Source organism: Mucilaginibacter sp. 21P (assembly GCF_019331605.1).
Taxonomy (GTDB): domain Bacteria; phylum Bacteroidota; class Bacteroidia; order Sphingobacteriales; family Sphingobacteriaceae; genus Mucilaginibacter; species Mucilaginibacter achroorhodeus.
This window is the reverse complement of sequence record NZ_CP063061.1, coordinates 3,823,705-3,846,010: the sequence shown is the minus strand read 5'-3', so window position 1 is coordinate 3,846,010 and position 22,306 is coordinate 3,823,705. Positions and strand designations below refer to the sequence as shown.

Here is a 22,306-nt window from a genome sequence, read left to right as displayed (position 1 = left end):
GGTGGCTTTAATATATCATAGTTTCTGATTACAAGTGGATAACTTCTCCGTATGCATCGGCCGCAGCTTCCATTACGGCTTCGCTCATTGTAGGGTGAGGGTGTACTGATTTGATGATCTCGTGACCAGTAGTTTCCAGTTTGCGGGCTGTAACAACCTCAGCGATCATTTCAGTAACGTTGTAACCTATCATGTGTGCACCAAGGAATTCACCGTATTTAGCATCGAAGATAACTTTTACAAAGCCATCTTTAGCGCCAGCTGCGCTTGCTTTACCAGATGCAGAGAATGGGAATTTACCTACTTTTATCTCGTAACCCGCTTCTTTAGCAGCTTTTTCGGTGTAGCCGACAGAAGCAACTTCAGGAGAGCAGTAAGTGCAGCCAGGGATGTTATTATAATCTAAAGGTTCCGGGTGTTGACCGGCTATTTTCTCAACGCAGATGATACCTTCTGCGGATGCTACGTGTGCCAAAGCCTGGCCTTTTACAATATCACCGATAGCGTAAACACCATCGATGTTGGTTTTGTAGAAGTCGTCAACCAAAACCTTGCCTTTATCGGTTTTAACACCAGCCTGCTCAAGCCCTATACCTTCAATGTTTGTAGAAATACCAACTGCCGATAATACGATCTCTGTTTCAAGAACCTCGTTACCATTAGCGGTTTTTACATTTACGCGGCAACCTTCACCATTCGTGTCAACAGACTCTACGGTAGAGCCTGTCATTACGTTAACGCCTTGTTTCTTTAGTGAACGCAAAAGTGCTTTAGACACTTCTTCATCCTCTAACGGAACGATATTATCAAGGTACTCAACTACGGTAACTTTAGTACCTATTGAGTTGTAGAAATATGCGAACTCGATACCAATTGCACCTGAACCTACTACAACCATTGATTTAGGCTGTTGTGGCAATACCATCGCCTGACGGTAACCGATTACTTTTTTACCATCCTGTTTCAGGTTAGGTAATTCGCGAGAGCGTCCGCCTGTAGCTATGATGATGTTTTTGGCTTTAAAGTCTTTAGTAGCTCCATCATTGCTTTTTACAGAAACGGTGTCTTTTGCTTTAAGTGTGCCAAAACCCATGATCACATCGATCTTGTTCTTTTTCATCAGGAACTGAACACCTTTGCTCATGCCATCGGCAACACCACGACTACGTTTAATAACGGCTTCAAAATCAACTTCGCCGCCATTGGTTTTTATACCATAATCGGAGGCATGATTTAAATATTCAAAAACCTGGGCACTTTTTAACAAAGCCTTGGTAGGGATACAACCCCAGTTAAGGCAAATTCCCCCAAGTGATTCTTTTTCTACAATAGCGGTTTTTAAACCCAGTTGAGATGCGCGAATAGCAGCAACATAACCGCCCGGGCCCGAACCAACAACAATTAAATCGTAATCCATATTAGTATGTATCTTTTATGATTTTGGAATGCCAAAGCTAAATAAAACCTGCGTAATTGAAAAATTGCACTGCTTAGCTAATTGGCGGCGAAAATATAGGACCAATTGAGTAAATGATTAATATTTACTGAACAAAATGACTTTAGCAATGCAAACCTCATTCTAAAAGTTCATTAAATTTTCATTTTCTATTAAAATTGGGCGTAAAGTGTTGAAAAATATCCTTGTATTCTTAACATTAACTTAATATACTAACGTCCTTTGTTATTTATCTTTGCGGCATTAAATCACATATTGATTAATTCACTTAACGGTTAAACACAAAAAACAAAGTATGAGAAAACATTTACTTCTCGCAATTATGTTCTTGTTTGCTACTGTTGCCACTTTTGCACAGGTAACAACAAGTAGCATGTCGGGCACGGTGGTAGACGAAAAAGGCCTTCCACTTCCCGGAGTAACTGTACAGGCTCTTCATGGCCCTACAGGTACTAATTACGGAACTGTTACACGTGCCGATGGTAGGTACAACTTACCCAACCTACGTGTTGGTGGTCCGTACACAGTAAGTTTTAAATTCATCGGTTTCAACCCAAACACCCAGCAAAACATTACGCTTTCTTTGGGTCAGGAGTTTAAGATCGATGTTAAATTATTACCAACCAGCACACAGCTAAGCGAGGTTACTGTAACCAGCACGCAAAACAAGGTAATAAACAACTCACGTACCGGTTCCCAAGAGATCGTTACACGCGCACAGATCGATCGTTTACCAACCATCAGCAGGTCTATTTACGATTACACCAAATTAACACCAACCGCTAATACTAACGGTGCAGGTAACAGCTTTGGCGGTCGTAACGGTAATGGTAACAACTTAACTGTTGACGGTGCATTGTTTAACAACTCTTTCGGTCTATCGAACACATTAGGTGGCCAGGCAAACTCACAGCCTATTTCACTTGACGCGATTGAGCAGATCCAGGTTTCTGTGTCTCCGTTTGACGTAACCCAGGGTCGTTTCGCAGGTACAGGTATCAACACCGTAACCAAATCAGGTACTAACGAGTTTAAAGGTACTGCTTACACCTACATCCGTTCTGCAGGCTTGGTTGGTTTAAAAGCTATGACTGCCGAGGTTGCTAAGCCACAGATCAGCTACAACCAACGCGGTATCAGTTTAGGTGGCCCTATTATCAAAAATAAATTGTTCTTCTTTATCTCTGGTGAGCAAGAGCGTATTAAAGACCCTGCAACGGCCTATACAGCAGCACGTGCAGGTCAAAACTCTGGCGGTAGTATCTCGCAAGCATCTTATGATGATCTTACTACACTTAGCAACTTCTTAAAAACTAAGTACAATTATGATCCGGGAGCTTTTGAAAATTACCAATTGCGTACACAATCAGATAAGATCACCGCTAAATTGGATTGGAACATCGATAAAAACAACACTTTATCAGTGAAGTATTTTTATCTGAAATCTTTCCGTGATGTACCTCCAAGCAGCTCTGGTGCTCAAGGTAGTCGTAGCCCTGGCCTTACCGGCTTGCCGTTCTTCTCTTCTTACTATACTATCAATAACAACTTTAATATTGGTATAGTAGAGTTAAATACCCGCATTAGCGACAAGTTTGCCAACAAACTAACTTTAGGTTACCAGGCGCTACGCGATTTCCGTCAATCACCAGGTGGCGGCGCTTTCCCGTTGGTTGATATCTTGAACCCACAGGGTACAGGTACATTAACCTCATTTGGTTATGAGCCTTTCACTGCTAATAACTTGTTAAATACCGATACTTACCAATTGAGTGATAACTTTACCATATTTGCCGGTAAACACGAGATCAACATTGGTACACAAAACGAGTTCAACAAATTTAAAAACGGCTTTGCACCTAACTACAACGGTTTATATCGCTTTAACAGCTTAGCAGATTTCTATGCGTCTGCTAATACTGGTGCTACAAATGCAGCACGTTATGCATATCAATATTCTGCTTTGGCTGATGGCTCATTTCCGTTTGCTTATGTAAAAGCTTATACTATTGGTTTATATGTGCAGGATAAATGGCAGGTAAACGACAACTTTAAGTTGACTTACGGTTTACGTGCAGATCTTCCGGTTTATAACACCCAAAGCGATTTCAATTCAAATGCTGCAGCTTTAACAGGCTTTAGAGATGGCTACCAGGTTAATACCTCTCAGTATCCTAAAACCCGTGTTCAGCTTTCTCCACGTGTTGGTTATAACTGGGATGTTAACGGACAAGGTACCACTCAATTACGTGGTGGTGTTGGTATATTTACCGGTCCGGTACCTTATGTATACATCTCTAACCAGGCCAGCAACAACGGTGTTCAATTTGGTTCATACACTTTGGTTCCTGGCCAGGCTGGTGTTACTGCCACAGATCCTCGTTTAGCCTTCAATCCTGATGTTAATGCAAACAGGCCACAGGGCGCTGCTGCAAACACTCAGTACAACCTGGCTATCAGCGATAAGAACTTCAAGTTCCCATCAAACTTCAGAGCAAACGTAGCGGTCGACCAAAAATTACCTTTCGGTTTCATCGGTACTTTAGAGGGTATTTACTCTAAAGATATCAATGCGGTTTATTACCAAAACGTTGCATTGCCATCAACCGGTACTGCGTTTGTTGGTAGCGATAACCGTGTGCGTTACAGCAATACAACTGTTTACCCTGCAATTACACTTGCTAATGGTGCCAACGGTAACACTGCTGCCAACCCTAACATTACTGACGCTATTTTGCTTAAGAATACCAATAAAGGTTATACTTATAGTATTACAGGTCAGTTACAACGCACCTTTAAAGAATTCTACTTCAGCTTAGCTTATACCTACTCTGATAGCCGTTCGGTTAATGATGGTGGTTCTATTGCACAATCAACCTGGAGAGACCGTTCAGTATCAGGTGACCCTAACGCTGATGTTACTTCTTATTCTAACTTCTATCAGCCAAACCGTATCATTGCATCAGCATCATACCGCAAGCAATACTTAAACCACTTAACAACTTCTGTTGGTTTAACTTACGAAGCTGCTAACAATGGTGTTGCTTCTTACGTATACAGCGGTGATGTTAACGGCGACGGACAAACCAGCAATGACCTGATCTACGTTCCTAAGAATGCTAATGATATTGTATTGGTGAAAGATAATGCATCAGATACCCGTACCATTGCTCAAACTTACGGTCAGTTAGATGCTTACATAAATCAAGATCCATACTTAAGCAAACGCAGAGGTAAATATGCTGAGCGTAATGGTTTAGTGTTACCTTACTTCCATTTGGTAAACTTTAACTTCACTCAGGATCTTTATCAAACAACCGGCAAGGTTAAAAACACACTACAGTTTGAATTCAACATCATCAACTTAGGTAACTTCCTAAACTCAGCATGGGGTAACTTCAAATTTGTAAACCGTACTACCTTGTTAACTTACAAAGGTGTTGATGCTGCAACCGGCAGACCTACTTACTCTTTCCCTTACTTTGACAACACTAACCAGATCCCTCTTACCAACTCATTTGGTAACGGTGTGTCTCAAGCGTCAAGATGGCAAGCTCAGATCGGTATCAGGTACATCTTTAATTAATCAAACCTTTGCTTAAGAAATAGATAATACAAATCATGAAAAGAAATAATTTCATCACTATAGCAAAAATGGCGGTTATTGCAGCAATACCTGCAATGGTTATGTCGTCTTGCAAGAAAAAAGATGCTGTTACTCCAGATCCAACACCTGTTACTACAACGGGTAAAGTATCTGCCGTAGCGGGTTCAGGTGCTGCTGGTTTTGCTAACGGTACTGCTGGTTCAGCAGTATTCAGCTACCCAACAGGTATCACAATCGATGCTTCCGGTAACAACCTTCTGGTTGCCGATCAGGCGAATAACCAGATCCGCAAGATCGTGATCAGTTCTGGTGCTACCACTACATTCTCTGGTTCAACTGTACAGGGAAGTACTAATGCGTCAGCGGCTGGTGTAGTTGCAGCTTATAATAATCCAAGCGGTGTAGCTGTTGATGCTACAGGTAACACTTACGTTGCTGATTTTGCCAATAACCAGATCCGCAAAATTACAAGCGCAGGCGTTGTAAGTACTTTGGCTGGTTCAACAAGTTCTGGTAAAGTAGATGCAACCGGTACTACAGCAAGGTTCAACGGACCAGCAAGCGTAGCGGTAAACCCTTTAACAGGAGATGTTTATGTTGCTGAATATAATAACCATACTATACGCAAAGTAACTTCAGCCGGTGTTGTAACAACTGTGGCAGGTAACGGTGCTGGAAAAGTAGACGCAACTGGTACTTCTGCGAAATTTAACGGCCCGCGTGGTATCGCTTTGAATACCGCTACAGGTGATATCTACGTAGCAGATGCACTTAACAATGTGATCCGCAAGGTAACTTCGGCAGGTGTTGTAACTACATTTGCAGGTAGTGGTAATATGGGTAATGCTGATGGTGCAGGTACTGCAGCGTCATTCAACCGCCCAACAGGTGTTGCCGTTGATGCAGCCGGTAATGTTTACGTTGCTGATACAAACAATAACCTTGTTCGTAAAATTACACCTGCCGGTACTGTAACTTCAGTTGCAGGCAGTGGTTATTTAAATTTGATAACTCCTTTTAACTCGCCGGTAGCGGTTGCTGTAGATGCAACAGGTACAATTTACGTAGCAAGTTCATTGGGTAACGTAATTCAAAAGATAACTCAATAATTATCGATCATTTGATAACTCAAAAGCCCTTCGAAATTTCGAAGGGCTTTTTTATTGATAAAATCCTAACATAAAAAAAAGGGCTGCCAATTGGCAGCCCTTTTTTGTTTACATAGTAAATTTAATTATAAACAAACTCGCCATAGGGTGACGTAACTGTTACCTGTTTTTTATCGGCGGCTTCAACGCGGCCAACTATCTGCGCATCTACGTTGAAGCTTTTAGAGATAGCAATAATATCTTCTGCAATTTCTTTCGGCACATAAAGCTCCATACGGTGGCCCATATTAAATACCTTGTACATTTCCTGCCATGAGGTGTTCGACTCTTCCTGGATCAGTTTAAATAGGGGTGGGATAGGGAACAGGTTATCCTTGATGATGTGCAAATTCTCAATAAAATGTAATACTTTGGTTTGTGCACCGCCGCTGCAATGTACCATCCCATTGATCCGGCTGCGGTATTTTTCCAAAATGGCTTTAATAATAGGCGCATAGGTACGTGTTGCTGATAACACCAGTTTCCCTGCGGTAACAGTTTCGCCATTGCCTATATCAATTTTATGAGTTAGGGTCTTACTCCCGCTGAATACAAGATCGTACGGAACGGCGGGGTCATAGCTTTCGCTATATTTTTCGGCTATCGATTTATTGAACACATCATGGCGCGCAGATGTTAAGCCGTTTGAGCCCATACCACCATTATACTCAGTTTCATAGGTTGCTTTACCGTATGACGCTAAGCCAACGATTACATCGTCGGGTTTTATCCTGTCGTTAGAGATCACATCTTCGCGCTTCATGCGGCAGGTAACGGTAGAATCAACAATGATGGTGCGCACCAGGTCGCCTACATCGGCAGTTTCGCCACCGGTAGAGTAAATGCCAATGCCCGCATCTCGCAGCTCTGCCAGTACTTCTTCTGTACCGTTAATTATAGCAGCAATAACTTCGCCCGGGATCAGATTTTTATTACGACCGATTGTTGATGACAGTAAAATGTTGTCGGTAGCACCTACGCAAAGCAGGTCATCAATGTTCATGATAATGGCATCCTGTGCAATGCCGCGCCAAACAGAAATATCGCCTGTTTCTTTCCAGTAGGTGTATGCTAATGAAGATTTAGTCCCTGCGCCATCTGCATGCATAATATTACAGTAAGCCGGATCATTAGTTAGTATATCGGGGATTATCTTGCAGAATGCTTTCGGAAAAATCCCTTTATCAATATTTTTAATGGCATTGTGCACATCATCTTTTGATGCTGAAACGCCACGCTGATCGTATCTTTGCGGAGAAGTCATGGGCAAATATACTGCTTAATCGTATTGTACGCTGTAAATTTGTTACATTGCCGAACTCCCCATCACTACTATGTTCAAAACGTTTACTCATAAAGTTAACCGCTGGCGCCTTAAACGTAATGCCCAACGTAACTTTCTTATCTATTGCAGTGTATTTGTTGGCCTCATAGGTGGCTTAGCCGCTGTTACCCTTAAATTTTTGGTCCATTTGATGGAAGAGTTGAGCCGTAACATATCATCGCATCTGCCTTTCCATGTCATTTATGTGTTTTTACCTGCGCTCGGTATTTTCCTTACGGTAGCTTGGCAGCATATTGTTAACCGTGATAAGATGCAAAAGGGGATAGGAAAGATATTATATAACATCAAAAAGAACCGTTCAAACATTCGTTCCAATAATCTTTACTCTCATCTAATTACAAGTTCACTTACTGTAGGATTTGGTGGATCATCAGGTTTGGAAGCGCCAATCGTATGTACAGGAGCGGCAATTGGTTCTAATGTGGGTAAATTCTTCAATCTTAGCCCATACGAAAAAACGGTTTTATTGGCGGCAGGTACATCAGCTGGTATTGCTGCTGTATTTAATAGCCCGATAGCCGGTGTTTTGTTCTCTTTGGAGATCCTGATAGGGGAAATCACCATTCCCACGTTTATTCCATTACTCATTGCCTCGGCAACGGGTGTGGTTGTTGCCAAGATGCTTTACTCACAAGATCTGTTTCATTTGGTAACGGTTGGCTGGCACATGAGCGCCCTGCCGTTTTATGTTATTTTAGGTGTTTTAAGCGGTTGGATATCTGTATACATCGCCAAAGTTGGCGGACAATTGGAAAAGGGGATATTTTTGAAGCAAAACCGTTATGTAAGGGCTATTGCAGGCGGGTTACTTCTGGGGTTAATGCTGATGATTTTACCAACTTTATTTGGTGAAGGCTATCATTATCTGCAGCAAATACTTAATGGCAATGTTGATGTGCTTAAAGAGGATATCATTTTTGGCAGTTGGCTTGATAATCCGTGGGTAATGCTGCTGTTTATTGCAGCGCTCGTATTCGCAAAGATAATTGCTGCCGGGATTACCATAGGCTCCGGCGGTAACGGCGGGAGTTTTGCACCTACCATGTTCACCGGTGCATTCTTAGGACTATTTGTTGCTTATGCGGTCAATCAGACCGGGTTGATAGAGTTAAGCACCAGTAATTTTGTGGCTGTAGGTATGGCGGGCGCGCTGAGTGGTGTATTGCATGCACCGCTAACGGCAATATTCCTTATTGCAGAGATAACCGGTGGGTACGTGTTGTTTATTCCGCTGATGATCGTATCTGCTATGTCATACATCATTGCCAGGATGTTTAATAAACACAATATGTATTGGAGTCATTTGATACATGATGATAACATACAGCCCGATGAAGACTTTAGTTTACTGAATGCCATGCGGCTGGATAGCGTGATCAATTATGATTACAAGGCTATCAATAAAAATATGCCTGTGGCTGATTTTTACAAGATACTTGCCGAAACCAAAGCTAACATATTTGCGGTGTTAAATATAGAAGGCTCTTTAGAGGGCGTGATATGGCTGGACGAGATAAGAAAAAGCCTTTTCACTGCAGTGCAGGAAGGCCATACGGTTGAAGATATTATGGTAGCCCCGCCCGCGATAATTGACCATGATGAACCAATGAGTGAGGTAATGGAAGCTTTCGATGGATTGGAAGTTTGGCAGCTGCCCGTAGTCAAAGACGGTGTATTTATCGGCTTTATATCGAAGTCTGCAGTTCTTAATAAGTACCGGGAGGTAATTATCCACAAAAACCAGCAGGCAGATCTTTTTGCACGCTAAAACAAAAGCCCTTCAAATTTTTGAAGGGCTTTTGTTTTATTTAATAAACAACAACTCTCTGAATTTCGGTAGCGGCCACAGGCTATCATCCACTAAAGTTTCCAGTTTATCAGCATGGAATCTTATCGGAGCAAAATAGCTTTTCACCTTTTCATCATAGTCAATAGCGCGCTCACGCAGGTCTTCAATTTTGTTGGCTTTTTTGCGCTCATTTATCATATCGTCAACATTTTGTTTAAGGCCGTTAACGTGTTCTGCAATTTTATTGATGATATCAAGCTGAGCCACATAAGTACTTTTATCCAAACCTATATCTTTCAAACCCCTAACGTTTTCAATCAATCTTGATTGGTAGGTGAGCGCCGCCGGTATAAGTATATTGATAGCTAATTCACCTATTACCCGTGCTTCTATCTGTAATTTTTTATAAAAGTTGTCCAGCAAAATCTCGTGGCGGGCCAGGGCCTCGCGTTTGGTAAATACGCCGGTCTCTTCAAATAATATTTCTGCTTTATCGGTTATTAAAGCATCAAGGGCTTTTGGTGTTGTTTTTACATTGGCTAAGCCACGGGCTTCTGCTTCTTTTTCCCATTCTTCGCTGTATCCATTGCCTTCAAACCTAATGGCGCGCGACTCTTTGATATAACGCTTAATAATGGTCATTAAGGCAACGTCTTTCTTTTCCCCTTTTTTTATCAGTTTATCTACATCGTATTTGAACCGCTTAAGCTGATCTGCCATGATCAGGTTAAGAATGGTCATAGGGCTGGCAGAATTGGCTGATGAGCCTACGGCACGTAACTCAAATTTATTACCGGTAAAGGCAAAGGGAGAAGTACGGTTACGGTCGGTATTATCTTTTAGGATCTGTGGTATTTTAGGAATACCCTGCCATAGGGAGTTCTCCTCTTTTATTTTTTTGCTAAGGCGCGAGCTGTCTATATCATCCAACACCTCCGTTAACTGGCTGCCCAGGAAAATAGAGATAATAGCAGGCGGCGCTTCGTTTGCGCCCAGTCGGTGATCATTGTTTACTGATGCAATAGATGCACGAAGCAGATCGGCATGGTCATGTACAGCTTTAATGGTGTTAACAAAAAAGGTGAGGAACATTAGGTTGTTCTTCGGCGTTTTGCCTGGTGACAACAGGTTTTTTCCGGTGTTGGTAATTAATGACCAGTTATTGTGTTTACCCGAGCCATTGATACCTGCATAAGGTTTCTCATGCAATAATACTTTAAAGTGGTGGCGTTGCGCAACGCGGTCCATAATATCCATAAGCAATTGGTTATGGTCTATGGCCAGGTTTATCTCCTCATAAATAGGGGCGCACTCAAATTGCGATGGTGCAACTTCGTTGTGGCGGGTCTTTAAAGGTATACCCAACTTCAGCGCCTCCGTTTCCATGTCTTGCATAAAGGCATAAACACGACTTGGGATAGCACCGAAATAATGATCTTCCAGCTGTTGGTTTTTGGCAGACATATGGCCAAATAAGGCACGGCCGGTTAACGAAAGATCGGGGCGGGCGTTAAATAAAGCGGTATCAACCAGGAAATATTCCTGCTCAATACCCAATGAGGCGTTCACTTTCTCTATGCTTTTATCAAAGTAATGGCAAACATCAACCGCAGCTTTATCAAGTGCGCTTAACGCCTTTAATAAAGGTACTTTATAATCAAGCGCCTCTCCGGTATATGATACAAATACCGTAGGTATGCATAATGTACGGCCTATGATAAAAGCTGGCGATGACGGATCCCATGCCGTATAACCGCGTGCCTCGAAGGTATTGCGTATACCTCCGCTTGGAAAGCTGGATGCATCTGGTTCTTGTTGCGATAGTGCATCACCGCTAAAACGTTCGATGGCGCCACCATCCGCTGTCGGCTCAAAAAAAGCGTCGTGCTTTTCGGCTGTAGAGCCCGTAAGCGGCTGAAACCAGTGCGTATAATGCGTAGCGCCCTTGGCCATTGCCCATGCTTTCATCGACGACGCTACCTGTTCTGCCATATCGCGAGGGATAGGAACGCCGTTGTCTATCGAATCAACAATCACAGCGTAAGCGTCTTTTGACAAAAACTCTTTCATCTTTTGCTTATCAAAAACATTTACGCCGAAATAATCAGAGATTTTTGATGAAGGAAGCTTTATTTCAGGGATTTCGCGATTTGATACAGCTTGCAGTGCCTGAAAACGGGTGTTTGCCATAATTTTTCTAATTGGTTGCGTCCAAAATTAGAAAATCCTTTTATAAACGATGAATAGTTGTTTCAAAGTTTAGGGATTGCGGCAATGTCATTCCTAACAAAAATAAATCCATAAAACAGTAGAGGTAATTGCTGAAAAAACCGTCTGATTTAAATATTAAAAATTTTAGGTGATGTAAATGTGATTTTTTGGTTATATTTTAATTGAATTATGATTTATAATGCGATTTATCTAAAAAGATGGTAACAAAAACATTGTTTAATTTAATATATATTAAAAATTGTTCATAAAATCCTTGTTAATATTGATTTTATTATTGATTTTAGAAAAAATATAAAACAGATGGGTTTTTTTTATAATGATTAGCTAATTATTTAGCTTTTCATATAAAAATGGCAAGGTATTTTATTTCAATTGCCTTAATTGTAGAATGGATTTGTGAGGTGATCTGTTTTTTTTTGCTACGGTTTTTACTGACAACTAACAAATAAACTAAACAATTAACTAATCACTTTGAAATTTAATCCATTATCATGAAAAAAAGACTTTTACTTTTATCATTTTCAATTTTAGCAGTGTTTGCCGCGAAAGCGCAGGACACAACCAAGACAGATCCGCCCTTAACCATATCCGGTTCTGTTGATACATATTATAAATACGACTTCTCTAAACACAACAACATTCCAACCAGCTTCGCTTCAGATCAAAATTCAGTTTCGATAGGTATGGTTGACCTTGCGCTAAAGAAAAAAGTTGGTAAAGCATCATTTGTTGGGGAGTTATCATTTGGTCCGCGCGGGCAAGCGCAATCTATTCCAAATGCGGCCGGGGTATATGACGAAAAAACAAATAGCTTTCATATACAAAACCTCTATGTATCATATGACGTGACTGATAAGTTAAACTTAACGGGTGGTTATATGGCAACGTTTGTGGGTTACGAAGTTATAAGCCCGGTGGGTAACTTTAACTATTCAACATCTTACCTGTTCACTAATGGGCCATTCCAAAACCCTGGCTTTAAGGCAACTTATGCCTTTAGCAGTAAGGTTAGTTTAATGGCCGGTATCTTCAACGATTCATGGAATTTGTACACCTCCGTTAATAAGGTGAACACTTTTGGCGCTCAGTTTATGATTTCGCCTGTTACCGGTTGGACTGCATATTTAAATGTGCTTACAGGCAGATTATCAGGTACCGAGTTTGACCTTACTACATCTTACCAGATCACAGATATATTTAAATTGGGCTTAAATGCAGCTGATTTTAAACCTGCCGCTGTTGTTGGCACGGGTGGTTTTACCGGTGTTGCGCTTTATCCGCAGGTAGGTGTATCTAAAGATGTTACTTTGGGTCTTCGTGGTGAATACTTTAAAACTAAAAGCGGTTCTTATGCAACTTTAGGTCCGCCGCCGGGCAGTTCGGTGTTTGCTGCTACCTTAACTGCAAACGTGAAAGCCGGGCCGCTAACTTTAATACCGGAGTTCAGATTGGATAGCAACAAGAACGATACTGACGGCTTTACTACAAAAAGTGGTGGTTTAACCAAAACAGCATCGCAGTTTGTACTGGCAGCTGTTTACGCTTTCTAAAGGATAATAAATACGATTTAATTTAACTTTTAAGCCATCCCGGTTAACCGCGGATGGCTTATCTTTATAAGTATGAAAAAAGCATTGTTATTAGTTACGCTATTGTTTGCTACTGCGGAGCTTTACGCGCAGAAAGATTCTTTGCAGCTTGATGAGAATAACGAGTATGTGTATTATAAAGTAGTATCTAAGCCGGAGCTTTCTGCTGACAGTGTTTACGCACGCGCGTGGAAATTTGCTGCGGCGCTAAGCAAAGATACAAAACCCAAAAAGGGTAAAGCTGATAAAGCGTTTAACGTAGCGGGTAAGTTTATTAATTACAGCGGCACTTCACTGGTGCGAAAAGAAAGCGGTGAGGTAAGTTATACCCTGAATTTTCAGGCAGCGGATGGAAAATACAGGTATAAATTTGGTGATTTTGTTTACACCCCGTATAAACGCGACAGGTACGGAAATATGGTAGCTGTGCAAGGTGTCCACATCGATCTGAAAAACTTAACTTCAAAATATAGCCAAAAAGACGCTGATGACATTTATAACCAGGTAGCAACTGGATGTATTACTACGGAATTGAGACTTAAGCAATCCATTGACAACGATCCACCGGTTATGAAGCGGCCCGAGGTTAAGAAGGTACATACAGGTAATTGGTAGTTTAATACCAAATAAAATTTTTACTTTAACTGCTTATACGATATAAAAATCTTAAAAAAATAAATATTCAAATAAATATTTTGTAAAAGTTCAAATAAATTCAACATTTTATTTGGCAAATGCGTTAATTAGTAAAATAAAATTTTAAACGCTATGCTAAACGAAAAATTAAACCTTTACAACCCCGAGTGGCTCGAGCTTGTATTTCACAATCGCAATAAGGCCTATGGCGCTTATGAACTAAGGAAAACTTATGGTGCAACCATTTTAAAATCGATGGCTATCGCTTTCGGGTCTATCATCATCGTTACAGGTGCTTACACCTACGCTAAAAGTAAGCATATAGAGCCAGTAGAACATACCACAACTCTAACTATTCCGGATCTTCCTCCGCCGCCCAAACAGGAAGACAAAATTATCGAGCAGCCAAAAAAGGCAGCAGCACCGGCCGCCCCGGAAAAGCCTTTACCTGCTGCGGCAACAACAAAATTTACAGTACCGCATATTACGCCTAACGAGGTTGATACCGATATGCCAACGATCAATGAGTTGGCAAAAACAGAGGTTGGTGCTGAAACTACAAAAGGTGATGGCGGCATACCACAAATAGCCGAGCCCGCGCCGGCTTTAGGTAGCGGTGGGGATGGAACTGAAATTAACACTGATGAAATTAAAGATTTTAGTACAATAGAAGTGATGCCCGAACCTGATGGTGGTGCAGCCGGCTGGTCAAAATTTTTAAGCAAAAATCTTCGTTACCCGTCACAAGCACAAGAGGAAGGTAAAAGTGGCCGGGTGATGGTTAGTTTTGTAGTAGAGCGGGATGGCCGCCTAACAGACATTACCGTTACCGGCAAGGCAGGTTACGGAATGGATGAAGAAGCCGTTAGAGTGCTAAAACTGGCTAAACCCTGGAAACCCGGCATACAGAACGGTCGTGCAGTAAGGGTGAGATACAGCATCCCCATGAATTTTCAGTTGAGTGAGTGATTTTTCAAGTCGTAGGTTAAGAAGTTCGAAGTCCGGAGGTCTGAAGAAGAGAACATCATCTTTAGCTTTCGGACTTCGGTCTTACGGACTTTTTTCTTAATTTCGCGCATCCTTTCAACATAAAAGACACTACATTGGAGAACCAGGAATTAACAACCGTTGAAACCGCCCGCGATCTGGGACTTTTACCTGAAGAATTTGACCGCATACAAGAGATATTAGGCCGCGTACCCAATTTTACCGAGCTTTCTATCTTCGCGGTAATGTGGAGCGAACACTGCTCTTACAAAAACTCTATCACATGGCTTAAAACCCTTCCGAAAGATGGCCCTCGTATGCTTGCTAAAGCAGGGGAAGAAAACGCTGGCTTAGTTGATCTTGGTGATGGTATTGGCTGCGCTTTCAAGATCGAATCGCATAACCACCCATCAGCGCTTGAGCCTTACCAGGGCGCAGCAACAGGTGTAGGCGGTATCAACCGAGATATTTTTACCATGGGCGCACGACCAATCGCTCAGATGAACTCTTTGCGTTTTGGCGACCTAAGCCTTGATAAAACCAAGTGGCTGGTTAAGGGCGTAGTGAAAGGTATCAGTCATTACGGTAACGCCTTTGGTATCCCAACTGTTGGTGGCGAGCTTTTCTTTGACGAATGCTATAACATCAATCCGCTTGTTAACGCTTTTTCTGCCGGTATAGTTAAAGCCGGCGAAACCGTTTCTGCAACTTCTTACGGTGTAGGTAACCCGGTGTATATTGTAGGCTCGGCTACCGGTAAGGACGGTATACATGGTGCGGCTTTCGCATCAAAAGATATTACTGAAGATTCTGTTAATGATTTACCTGCCGTACAGGTAGGTGACCCTTTCCAGGAAAAATTGTTACTGGAAGCTACGCTTGAGGTAATTAAGACCGGTGCTGTAATTGGCATGCAGGATATGGGTGCAGCTGGTATTATCTGCTCAAATTGTGAAATGAGTGCTAAAGGCGAGCACGGCATGATCATTCACCTTGATCGTGTACCGATGCGCCAGGAAAACATGAAACCATACGAGATCCTGTTATCTGAATCACAGGAGCGTATGCTTATTGTGGTCGAGAAAGGTAAAGAAGCCCTTGTTGAGGCTGTTTTTGATAAATGGGACCTGAACTGCGCCATTATTGGTGAAGTAACCGATACCCAACGCCTTGAGTATTTTATGAACGGTGAAAAGGTTGCTGATGTGCCTGCTGATGACCTGGTATTGGGTGGCGGTGCACCGGTTTACCAACGCGAATATCGCGAGCCTGCTTACTATTCTGAAAATCAGAAATTTAAGATTGAAGATGTTGCCGAACCTGAAAATTTGGTAGAGGTAGCAGAACATTTGATAGGCCATGCCAACCTGGCATCAAAACGTTGGGTTACCGATCAGTATGATTCCATGATAGGCACATCAACCATGACCACCAATCGCCCAAGCGATGCGGCTGTGGTTGCTGTAAAGAATACCGATAAAGCTATTGTACTAACCTGTGATTGTAACTCACGGTATGTATATGCTGATCCGCAGAAAGGTACTGCAATTGCCGTTGCCGAAGCTGCGCGTAACATTACTTGTGCAGGCGGCGAACCTGTAGCTATTACCAATTGCTTAAACTTTGGTAACCCTTACGTGCCCGAAGTTTACTGGCAGTTTGTTGGTGCTATTAAAGGTATGGGCGAGGCTTGTACTAAATTTGAAACCCCCGTTACCGGTGGTAACGTAAGTTTCTACAATCAATCATCAGATGAAGGCCCTGTTTTCCCTACGCCAACCATTGGTATGTTAGGTGTGATGGATGAGCTGGATAACCTGATGACCTTAGATTTTAAACAACCGGGGGATCTGATCTATCTGATCGGCGAATCGCAAAATGATATAGCATCATCACAATACCTGGCATCGTACCACAAAATATTAAAAGCTCCGGCTCCGTATTTTGATCTTGAAAAAGAGTATGCAATGCACCAGGTTGTTAAGCAATTGATCAAACATAAAGTTATTCAATCTGCGCATGATGTTGCGGATGGTGGCTTGTACATTGCGTTAACTGAAGCAGCTATGCCTAACCGTTTAGGTTTTGACATTGAGAGCGATAGCGGCATACGTAAAGATGCTTTCCTGTTTGGTGAAGCGCAGGGCAGGGTAGTAGTTACTGTAGCACCTGATGACCAGGAGCGCTTTATTGAGATGATGGCTACCAGTGAAACCGAGTTTAGCTTATTAGGTACAGTAAACGGTTTAGGTAACGCTACTGTTGACGGTGAGCCGTTCGGCAACATTACCGATATTAAAATGGTGCACGACAATGTGCTGCACGTAATTTTAGGCGACGAATAAGATGCTAAAGCTGAACAGGATACACCACATCGCTATCATTTGTTCAGATTATGAGCAATCTAAAAGGTTTTATACTGAAATTTTAGGTTTTACTGTGCTTCAGGAAGTGTATCGTGAAGAACGTAGATCATATAAGCTTGATCTGGAAGTCAACGGACTCTACCAGATCGAGCTTTTTTCTTTTCCGGGGCCGCCGCCTCGCCCTTCCCGACCTGAGGCTTTGGGTTTGCGGCATTTAGCATTTGAAGTAAACAACCTTGAAGAAGCGATTTTTCATTTAAACGAGTACCGGGTTATCACCGAGCCGATACGTAGAGATGAAACTACCGGTAAACGCTTCACCTTCTTTAACGACCCCGATGGTTTGCCGCTTGAATTATACGAAGTATAATTTTCAATGTTAAAATGTTTATAACATCTCTTGTAACATTTTTAGCTTTCGGAGTAACTTTAAGTAATTATGTCAATACGCTACTACAGGCTTATTTTATTTGCAGCTGCCATTGCAGTTTTATCATCGTGTTCGCATAAGCTGACACCACGTAAACCTGCTGATTATGCTGCTGGCGCTATCCCCGTTAAGCGCGGACCGTATGTGATGGTAAAGCCAGATAAGGAACTTGCTGATAAATATTCCTCACTGATGGGTATCAAGCGTAACGATATCCAAAATGGCCGTTTGTATAGCTTTATTGATGAATGGTACGGCACACCCTACCGTTTTGGTGGGATGGATAAAGATGGTGTAGACTGTTCTGGTCTGGTGTTTTTACTACAACTGCAGGTTTATGACCAATCTGTTCCACGCACTTGTGCTACCCAGGTTGGCATCATCAAACGTAAATATGAAGAGGAACTACAGGAAGGCGACCTGGTATTCTTCGACTTTGATGGTAAGCAGTTTAGCCATGTGGGTGTTTATTTACAAAACGGCTATTTTGTGCATGCCAGCACCCGCAAAGGTGTAATGATAGCACGTTTGCATGACATTGGCATCTACAAATATTTCTCACGTGCAGGCTCAATAATTGTAAATGATACGGCTACTGCCCAAACAGACGGTCAGTAAATTAGCTATCACCCATTTAAAAGGTTTATTTTTGTTGAAATGGCTAAGGAAAAACAAGATTACTCTTTCTGGACAAAATACAAGCGCTTTGCCGGCACCGAGATCATGCTCTATGTGATCATGATCGTCGGTATCATACTCGGCATCATTATCTTTAGTTAATAGATCAGTTTTTTACCAGCGATACAGTGTATGCATCGTTATCTGCTATCTTTTGGTAAAACTCAACCAGCTTGCTATAAGTTTCTTTGTCGTAGGTGCCATCAATAACCTTTAGGCTGCGTTTATAGGTCAGTTTACCGTCGGCAATCTTAACACTCGCATGGTATTTGCCAAAAGGCTCATCCATGTTTACGTGCCAGCCATCTGTTTCCGGATGATATCCTTTAGGCAAAATATAAGTGATCTCATCTTCGTCAGTATAACCACGGTTAATATAAACCGGGTTAATACGGTTCCTAATATCTTTTAAAGACCGGCTGCGGTTTAAAGGGTTAAGCGAGAAGTAGATCTTGCCGTTATCCGTTGATGCAAATTCTCCGGCACTAAGCTTAATTGTTTCTGTAGATACCGGCATTTGCAATTTATCCTGCTTCAAGCTCAGTTTTTCTATCTCCAGGTTGGGTAAATAATTGTACTGCTTGCGCAGGGTTTTAACCTGCTCGGTAAATGGCTCATCAACCAATTCTTCGGGATTATCGTACTGGGTACCTTTATATATGGTGGTCATTTCACCTGTAAGGTCGCCGCTGTCAGTAATGCTGAACTGCGCAGTACGTGTTTGCAGGTTCTGGGTTGCCGTGTATTTAGGCGTATGCAACAGCTTGCCACCTTCCGGCGTGCAAGCCAGCACAGTGCGGTCATCAGTAAAGTCACTTAAAAAGCCAAAAGGTATTTTTTGACTGGTGCATTCCAGAAAAGTGGTGTCGTTTTTAAAAGGCAGGCAAAGTATAATGTGATTGCCTTGATCCATTGTTGCAAAATCAGGCAGCATGCTTACTTTCTTACCGGCGCCGGCCTCAACAACACAATACCACGAGGGTATATTAGCAGCCTCTAATAAAGCTTGTGTGTAATTCACCAGGCCCTTGCAGTCACCATAATTTAATCGGTCCACCTCAGATGCAGGGTAGGGCTGAAAACCGCCAATACCGATCTGCACGCTAATGTACCGGGTTTTGCCTTGCATATATTCGTATATCTTTTTCGCCTTTTCTTTGGGGTTGGTAATGTTGGCAGTTAGCTGTTTAACCATGTCTTTGGTAGCGGATAACAGATCGCGGCGGCCCTTTAGTAAATTATCGAAAGTCCACTTACCCAATTCATTCCAATTACTGCTACTGCCGGGGATGCCGCCATAAGTAAATGTTTTAGGGGCAATTTTTAGGCGGGCAAAATAGTTTTCGGCAATAGGACTATATGGTTCATTGCGATAAGCTTTTAGATTATTTACCTCCCAATTGTAAGTAACCAAGCCCTCTTTGGTAGAGCCGCTTACCATTTTAGCAGGTAGGTTAATCTCTTTGTAAGCTATCTTAAAATCGGGTTTACAGACAAAGGTATAAGTGCTTTTTTCAATAGCAACGCCGGGTTCATAGACAGGGTTCCAGTCGGGCAGTACCAGGGTTTGTTTAAAACGCATTTCCACCTCATATTCAATAGTGTATGGGTATGATCCGATGGTTGGCAGATAATGTTTAACCCGCGAATCTTGGTATAAAGAAAAGCCATCGCTGGTGCCTTCATCATTGAAGTTTTTTTCTGAGAATTTACTCACCAGTTTGCCAAACTCGTCATAAGTTGCACCTTTTATACTTTTTATAGCGCGGCTCTTGTCGTAGAACAACACTATTCGCGCAATATCATCGCCATTTTCGTTAAAAATGGTAACCGCCTTTTTTAACCGGTAAATAGTATTAGCGGGATCTTTTATCTCCGTAACTACGTTTTGGTTGCGCACCACGGCGCTGGCATAAGGTAGAAGATCTTTAGGTATTGCCGATACGGCGTGATTAGCCTGCGCCATTGCAACGCCTGCGAATAAAAGGCAGAAAAGAAAAGTTAAGATACGCCTCATGATTTTTTCTTAAACACTATTTCTGCTTTCTCTGAGGCAATTATCTTATTATACAGCTCCTTTAGAAACGGATATTCTTCCGGGGCATAGATGGCTTTATCAAACTGGATAACATTTGAGTAGACGAAGTTATTTCCCTCACCGCTAAAGTCGGTCATAAAGCGACCGCCTTTGTTTGGCAAGCCGATGTTAGCCTGTTGCGGAGCGCTTTCAATGCTGTATCCGGCCGGCAGGTGCATAGTAATGGTATAACGGTCGCTTGATGGCATGCCACGGTCAACAGGGTAAGCGCGTTCTGTTAATTTGAACGGGTTAACAACCATCCTGTCCAATAACATTGGGTTAAAAGCCATTCTATCATGGTTTAAGCCATTGTAAAGGTCGATCTCAACATCGTATTTTTCTGCCAAAGGCTTATCCAGACTGTCCAGGTTTGTAAAATCCGATTTTAATATTTTAACATGCGTTAACCGCTCATCAAGATTTTCAACATATTCATCGGTGCTGTTGAACTTTTTGATGGCTAAACGTTTAAGATAGCCATCATATCCGCTTGAGTAGGTGGTGATTGTTCCTTTTAATTTGCCGTTACTTTCCAGGGTTAAATCCAGCGAACTGGTGGTGGCCTTGCGTTGTTTGTTGTTCAGGTCCATCCAGTAAGATGGTTTATCAAATGATATCACACGGCCCTGGTCGTTAAGGCAACGCATTGGTAAAGTGCCGAATGGTAGCATCGGATCAGTGGCATCCAGCAGGTAATCATCTGAGCCAATAGTGGCTTTTGCTATCACATAATTAAACTCACGCTCAACGGGGTAAAGCCTGTTAACAATGCCGTTATCGCGCGTTGATACCAATACAGCATCGGTTTTGATACCCGCCGAATTTAGTGCAGCTACAAGTGCAAGATTTATATCAGCAACATCCCCGCTGTGGCTTTCCAAAGCCTTTTTAACACTCTCACTTCCGGTAGATCTGATCTGGTTCCACTTGATGTTTTTTTGAATGTATTGGTAAACAGCTATCGCTTTTGAGAGATCGTCTTTAGCACCTGCAATAACCGGTAGTAAATACGGCTTTAGCAGGTTCTTTTTAATTTGCGAACCAAAATAATCTGCGTGTTTAAGGTTGTAATCTATATCCGCCCACTCTTTTGTTTCGCGTTGTTTAACCCCGGTGTAAGGATTCACCCATTCCTGAAGGTTAAAATAAACAGCAGATAAGAAGTTTTTGGGTGCGGTCATGTAATCTTCCTCCACCATCGCAGGTATATCTGCCATGCCATATGACAGGAATGAACAGTCGCATTTTGAGCCTCTTGAGCTAAAGCATTCCTTTTCAATATCTGCTTTGCTTTTGGTAAGTTTAAGCGAGCCCCGCATCATTGCGGTGTAGGTCCAGAAGGCAGGAATATGCGCTTCATACTCAGAATACATTTTAGGTATATCGCTTTGAAACTCCCATGATGGGAAACTATAAAAGCCAGGTATAATCTTGGTATAAGAATACTCGATAATACAGCCCTTGCGCAGATTAGGCATTGCAAATTTTATTTCTTTCCAATACTTATTTATGGTTGTTGTGTAAATCTTGCTTTTATCTAATTCGGTTTTTTTTACGGCACCTCCATCTTCCATATAGGTAGTCAGCGCTTTAATGTCACTTACATCTTCAATAACATCATCATAGCTACGGAACGGAATGCTGATAGTACCTTTATCAAAAGCTTTTGCATCAAGTATTTTGATCTTTACGTGGTACTTGTAAAACATATTGATGCGGTCATTATTACCCATATCAAGCTTGGTCGAACCAAACTCCTTTATGACGTATGCGTGGGCCGAAGTATCGTTTTTATAATTTGTTTGTTGTAGTTCGTCAACGGTGAACGAACCGAATGGGAAATCCTGCGCTTGAGAAAAGGTAGCCATGCATATGATTACCAGCAGGTTAAACAGAAATTTGTACATATAGTTTAGGGATCAATTATTAGCCTGAAAATATTAAAAATTACTTAAAATTAAAT

At 41.9% G+C, this 22,306-nt stretch carries 15 protein-coding genes; 10 read left to right on the top strand and 5 right to left on the bottom strand.

The genetic code is table 11. From position 1 onward, the window contains the following. Positions 1–28 precede the first annotated feature (28 nt). Complete coding sequence (gene lpdA / locus INP83_RS17070; protein ID WP_219125222.1) at positions 29–1,417, bottom strand: dihydrolipoyl dehydrogenase; 1,389 nt, start codon at positions 1,415–1,417, stop codon at positions 29–31. A gap of 334 nt (positions 1,418–1,751) precedes the next feature. Between lpdA and INP83_RS17065 the strand changes: the two genes are divergently transcribed. Further along, positions 1,752–5,042: a carboxypeptidase regulatory-like domain-containing protein gene (locus INP83_RS17065; RefSeq protein WP_146269950.1), complete on the top strand. Its 3,291-nt coding sequence runs from the start codon at positions 1,752–1,754 to the stop codon at positions 5,040–5,042. 35 nt (positions 5,043–5,077) lie between these two features. After that, positions 5,078–6,172 (top strand): NHL repeat-containing protein, encoded by a 1,095-nt coding sequence (locus tag INP83_RS17060; protein WP_219125221.1) that lies wholly within the window; start codon positions 5,078–5,080, stop codon positions 6,170–6,172. A 121-nt stretch (positions 6,173–6,293) separates the two neighbouring features. Here the strand turns inward: INP83_RS17060 and INP83_RS17055 are convergent, their stop codons facing one another. After that, positions 6,294–7,475, bottom strand: coding sequence for an AIR synthase related protein (locus INP83_RS17055; RefSeq protein ID WP_219125220.1), 1,182 nt, complete (start codon positions 7,473–7,475; stop codon positions 6,294–6,296). 70 nt (positions 7,476–7,545) lie between these two features. Here INP83_RS17055 and INP83_RS17050 point away from each other — a divergent pair, with 70 nt between their 5' ends. Continuing rightward, a complete protein-coding gene (locus INP83_RS17050; protein WP_146269946.1) occupies positions 7,546–9,324 on the top strand; it encodes a chloride channel protein in 1,779 nt (592 codons plus the stop codon). 36 nt (positions 9,325–9,360) lie between these two features. On the opposite strand, the gene INP83_RS17045 is transcribed toward INP83_RS17050, so the two are convergent. Further along, positions 9,361–11,535: a glutamine synthetase III gene (locus INP83_RS17045; protein WP_219125219.1), complete on the bottom strand. Its 2,175-nt coding sequence runs from the start codon at positions 11,533–11,535 to the stop codon at positions 9,361–9,363. Between the two features lie 533 nt (positions 11,536–12,068). Here INP83_RS17045 and INP83_RS17040 point away from each other — a divergent pair. From INP83_RS17040 to INP83_RS21255, 7 genes are all read left to right on the top strand, one after another. Further along, positions 12,069–13,127: a porin gene (locus tag INP83_RS17040; protein ID WP_219125218.1), complete on the top strand. Its 1,059-nt coding sequence runs from the start codon at positions 12,069–12,071 to the stop codon at positions 13,125–13,127. A gap of 72 nt (positions 13,128–13,199) precedes the next feature. Then, positions 13,200–13,781: a DUF4468 domain-containing protein gene (locus tag INP83_RS17035; RefSeq protein WP_219125217.1), complete on the top strand. Its 582-nt coding sequence runs from the start codon at positions 13,200–13,202 to the stop codon at positions 13,779–13,781. A gap of 153 nt (positions 13,782–13,934) precedes the next feature. Then, complete coding sequence (locus INP83_RS17030) at positions 13,935–14,771, top strand: energy transducer TonB (RefSeq protein WP_219125216.1); 837 nt, start codon at positions 13,935–13,937, stop codon at positions 14,769–14,771. Between the two features lie 134 nt (positions 14,772–14,905). Further along, on the top strand, positions 14,906–17,134 hold the full coding sequence (gene purL, locus INP83_RS17025) for a phosphoribosylformylglycinamidine synthase subunit PurL (protein ID WP_219125215.1): 2,229 nt from the start codon (positions 14,906–14,908) through the stop codon (positions 17,132–17,134). A 1-nt stretch (position 17,135) separates the two neighbouring features. Beyond that, positions 17,136–17,525 carry a VOC family protein gene (locus tag INP83_RS17020; RefSeq protein ID WP_219125214.1) on the top strand — a complete coding sequence of 130 codons (390 nt, stop codon included), beginning with the start codon at positions 17,136–17,138 and terminating at the stop codon, positions 17,523–17,525. Between the two features lie 69 nt (positions 17,526–17,594). Then, entirely contained in the window at positions 17,595–18,203 is a 609-nt protein-coding gene (locus tag INP83_RS17015; RefSeq protein WP_219125213.1) for a C40 family peptidase, read from the top strand. Positions 18,204–18,242: 39 nt separating this feature from the next. Further along, positions 18,243–18,365 (top strand): hypothetical protein, encoded by a 123-nt coding sequence (locus INP83_RS21255; protein WP_255563179.1) that lies wholly within the window; start codon positions 18,243–18,245, stop codon positions 18,363–18,365. Between the two features lie 4 nt (positions 18,366–18,369). On the opposite strand, the gene INP83_RS17010 is transcribed toward INP83_RS21255, so the two are convergent. Next, positions 18,370–20,280, bottom strand: a complete 1,911-nt coding sequence (locus tag INP83_RS17010) for a DUF3857 domain-containing transglutaminase family protein (RefSeq protein WP_219125212.1) — start codon at positions 20,278–20,280, stop codon at positions 18,370–18,372. Further along, entirely contained in the window at positions 20,277–22,250 is a 1,974-nt protein-coding gene (locus INP83_RS17005) for a DUF3857 and transglutaminase domain-containing protein (protein ID WP_219125211.1), read from the bottom strand. Before INP83_RS17005 ends, INP83_RS17010 begins: the two co-directional genes overlap by 4 nt. Positions 22,251–22,306: the final 56 nt, after the last annotated feature.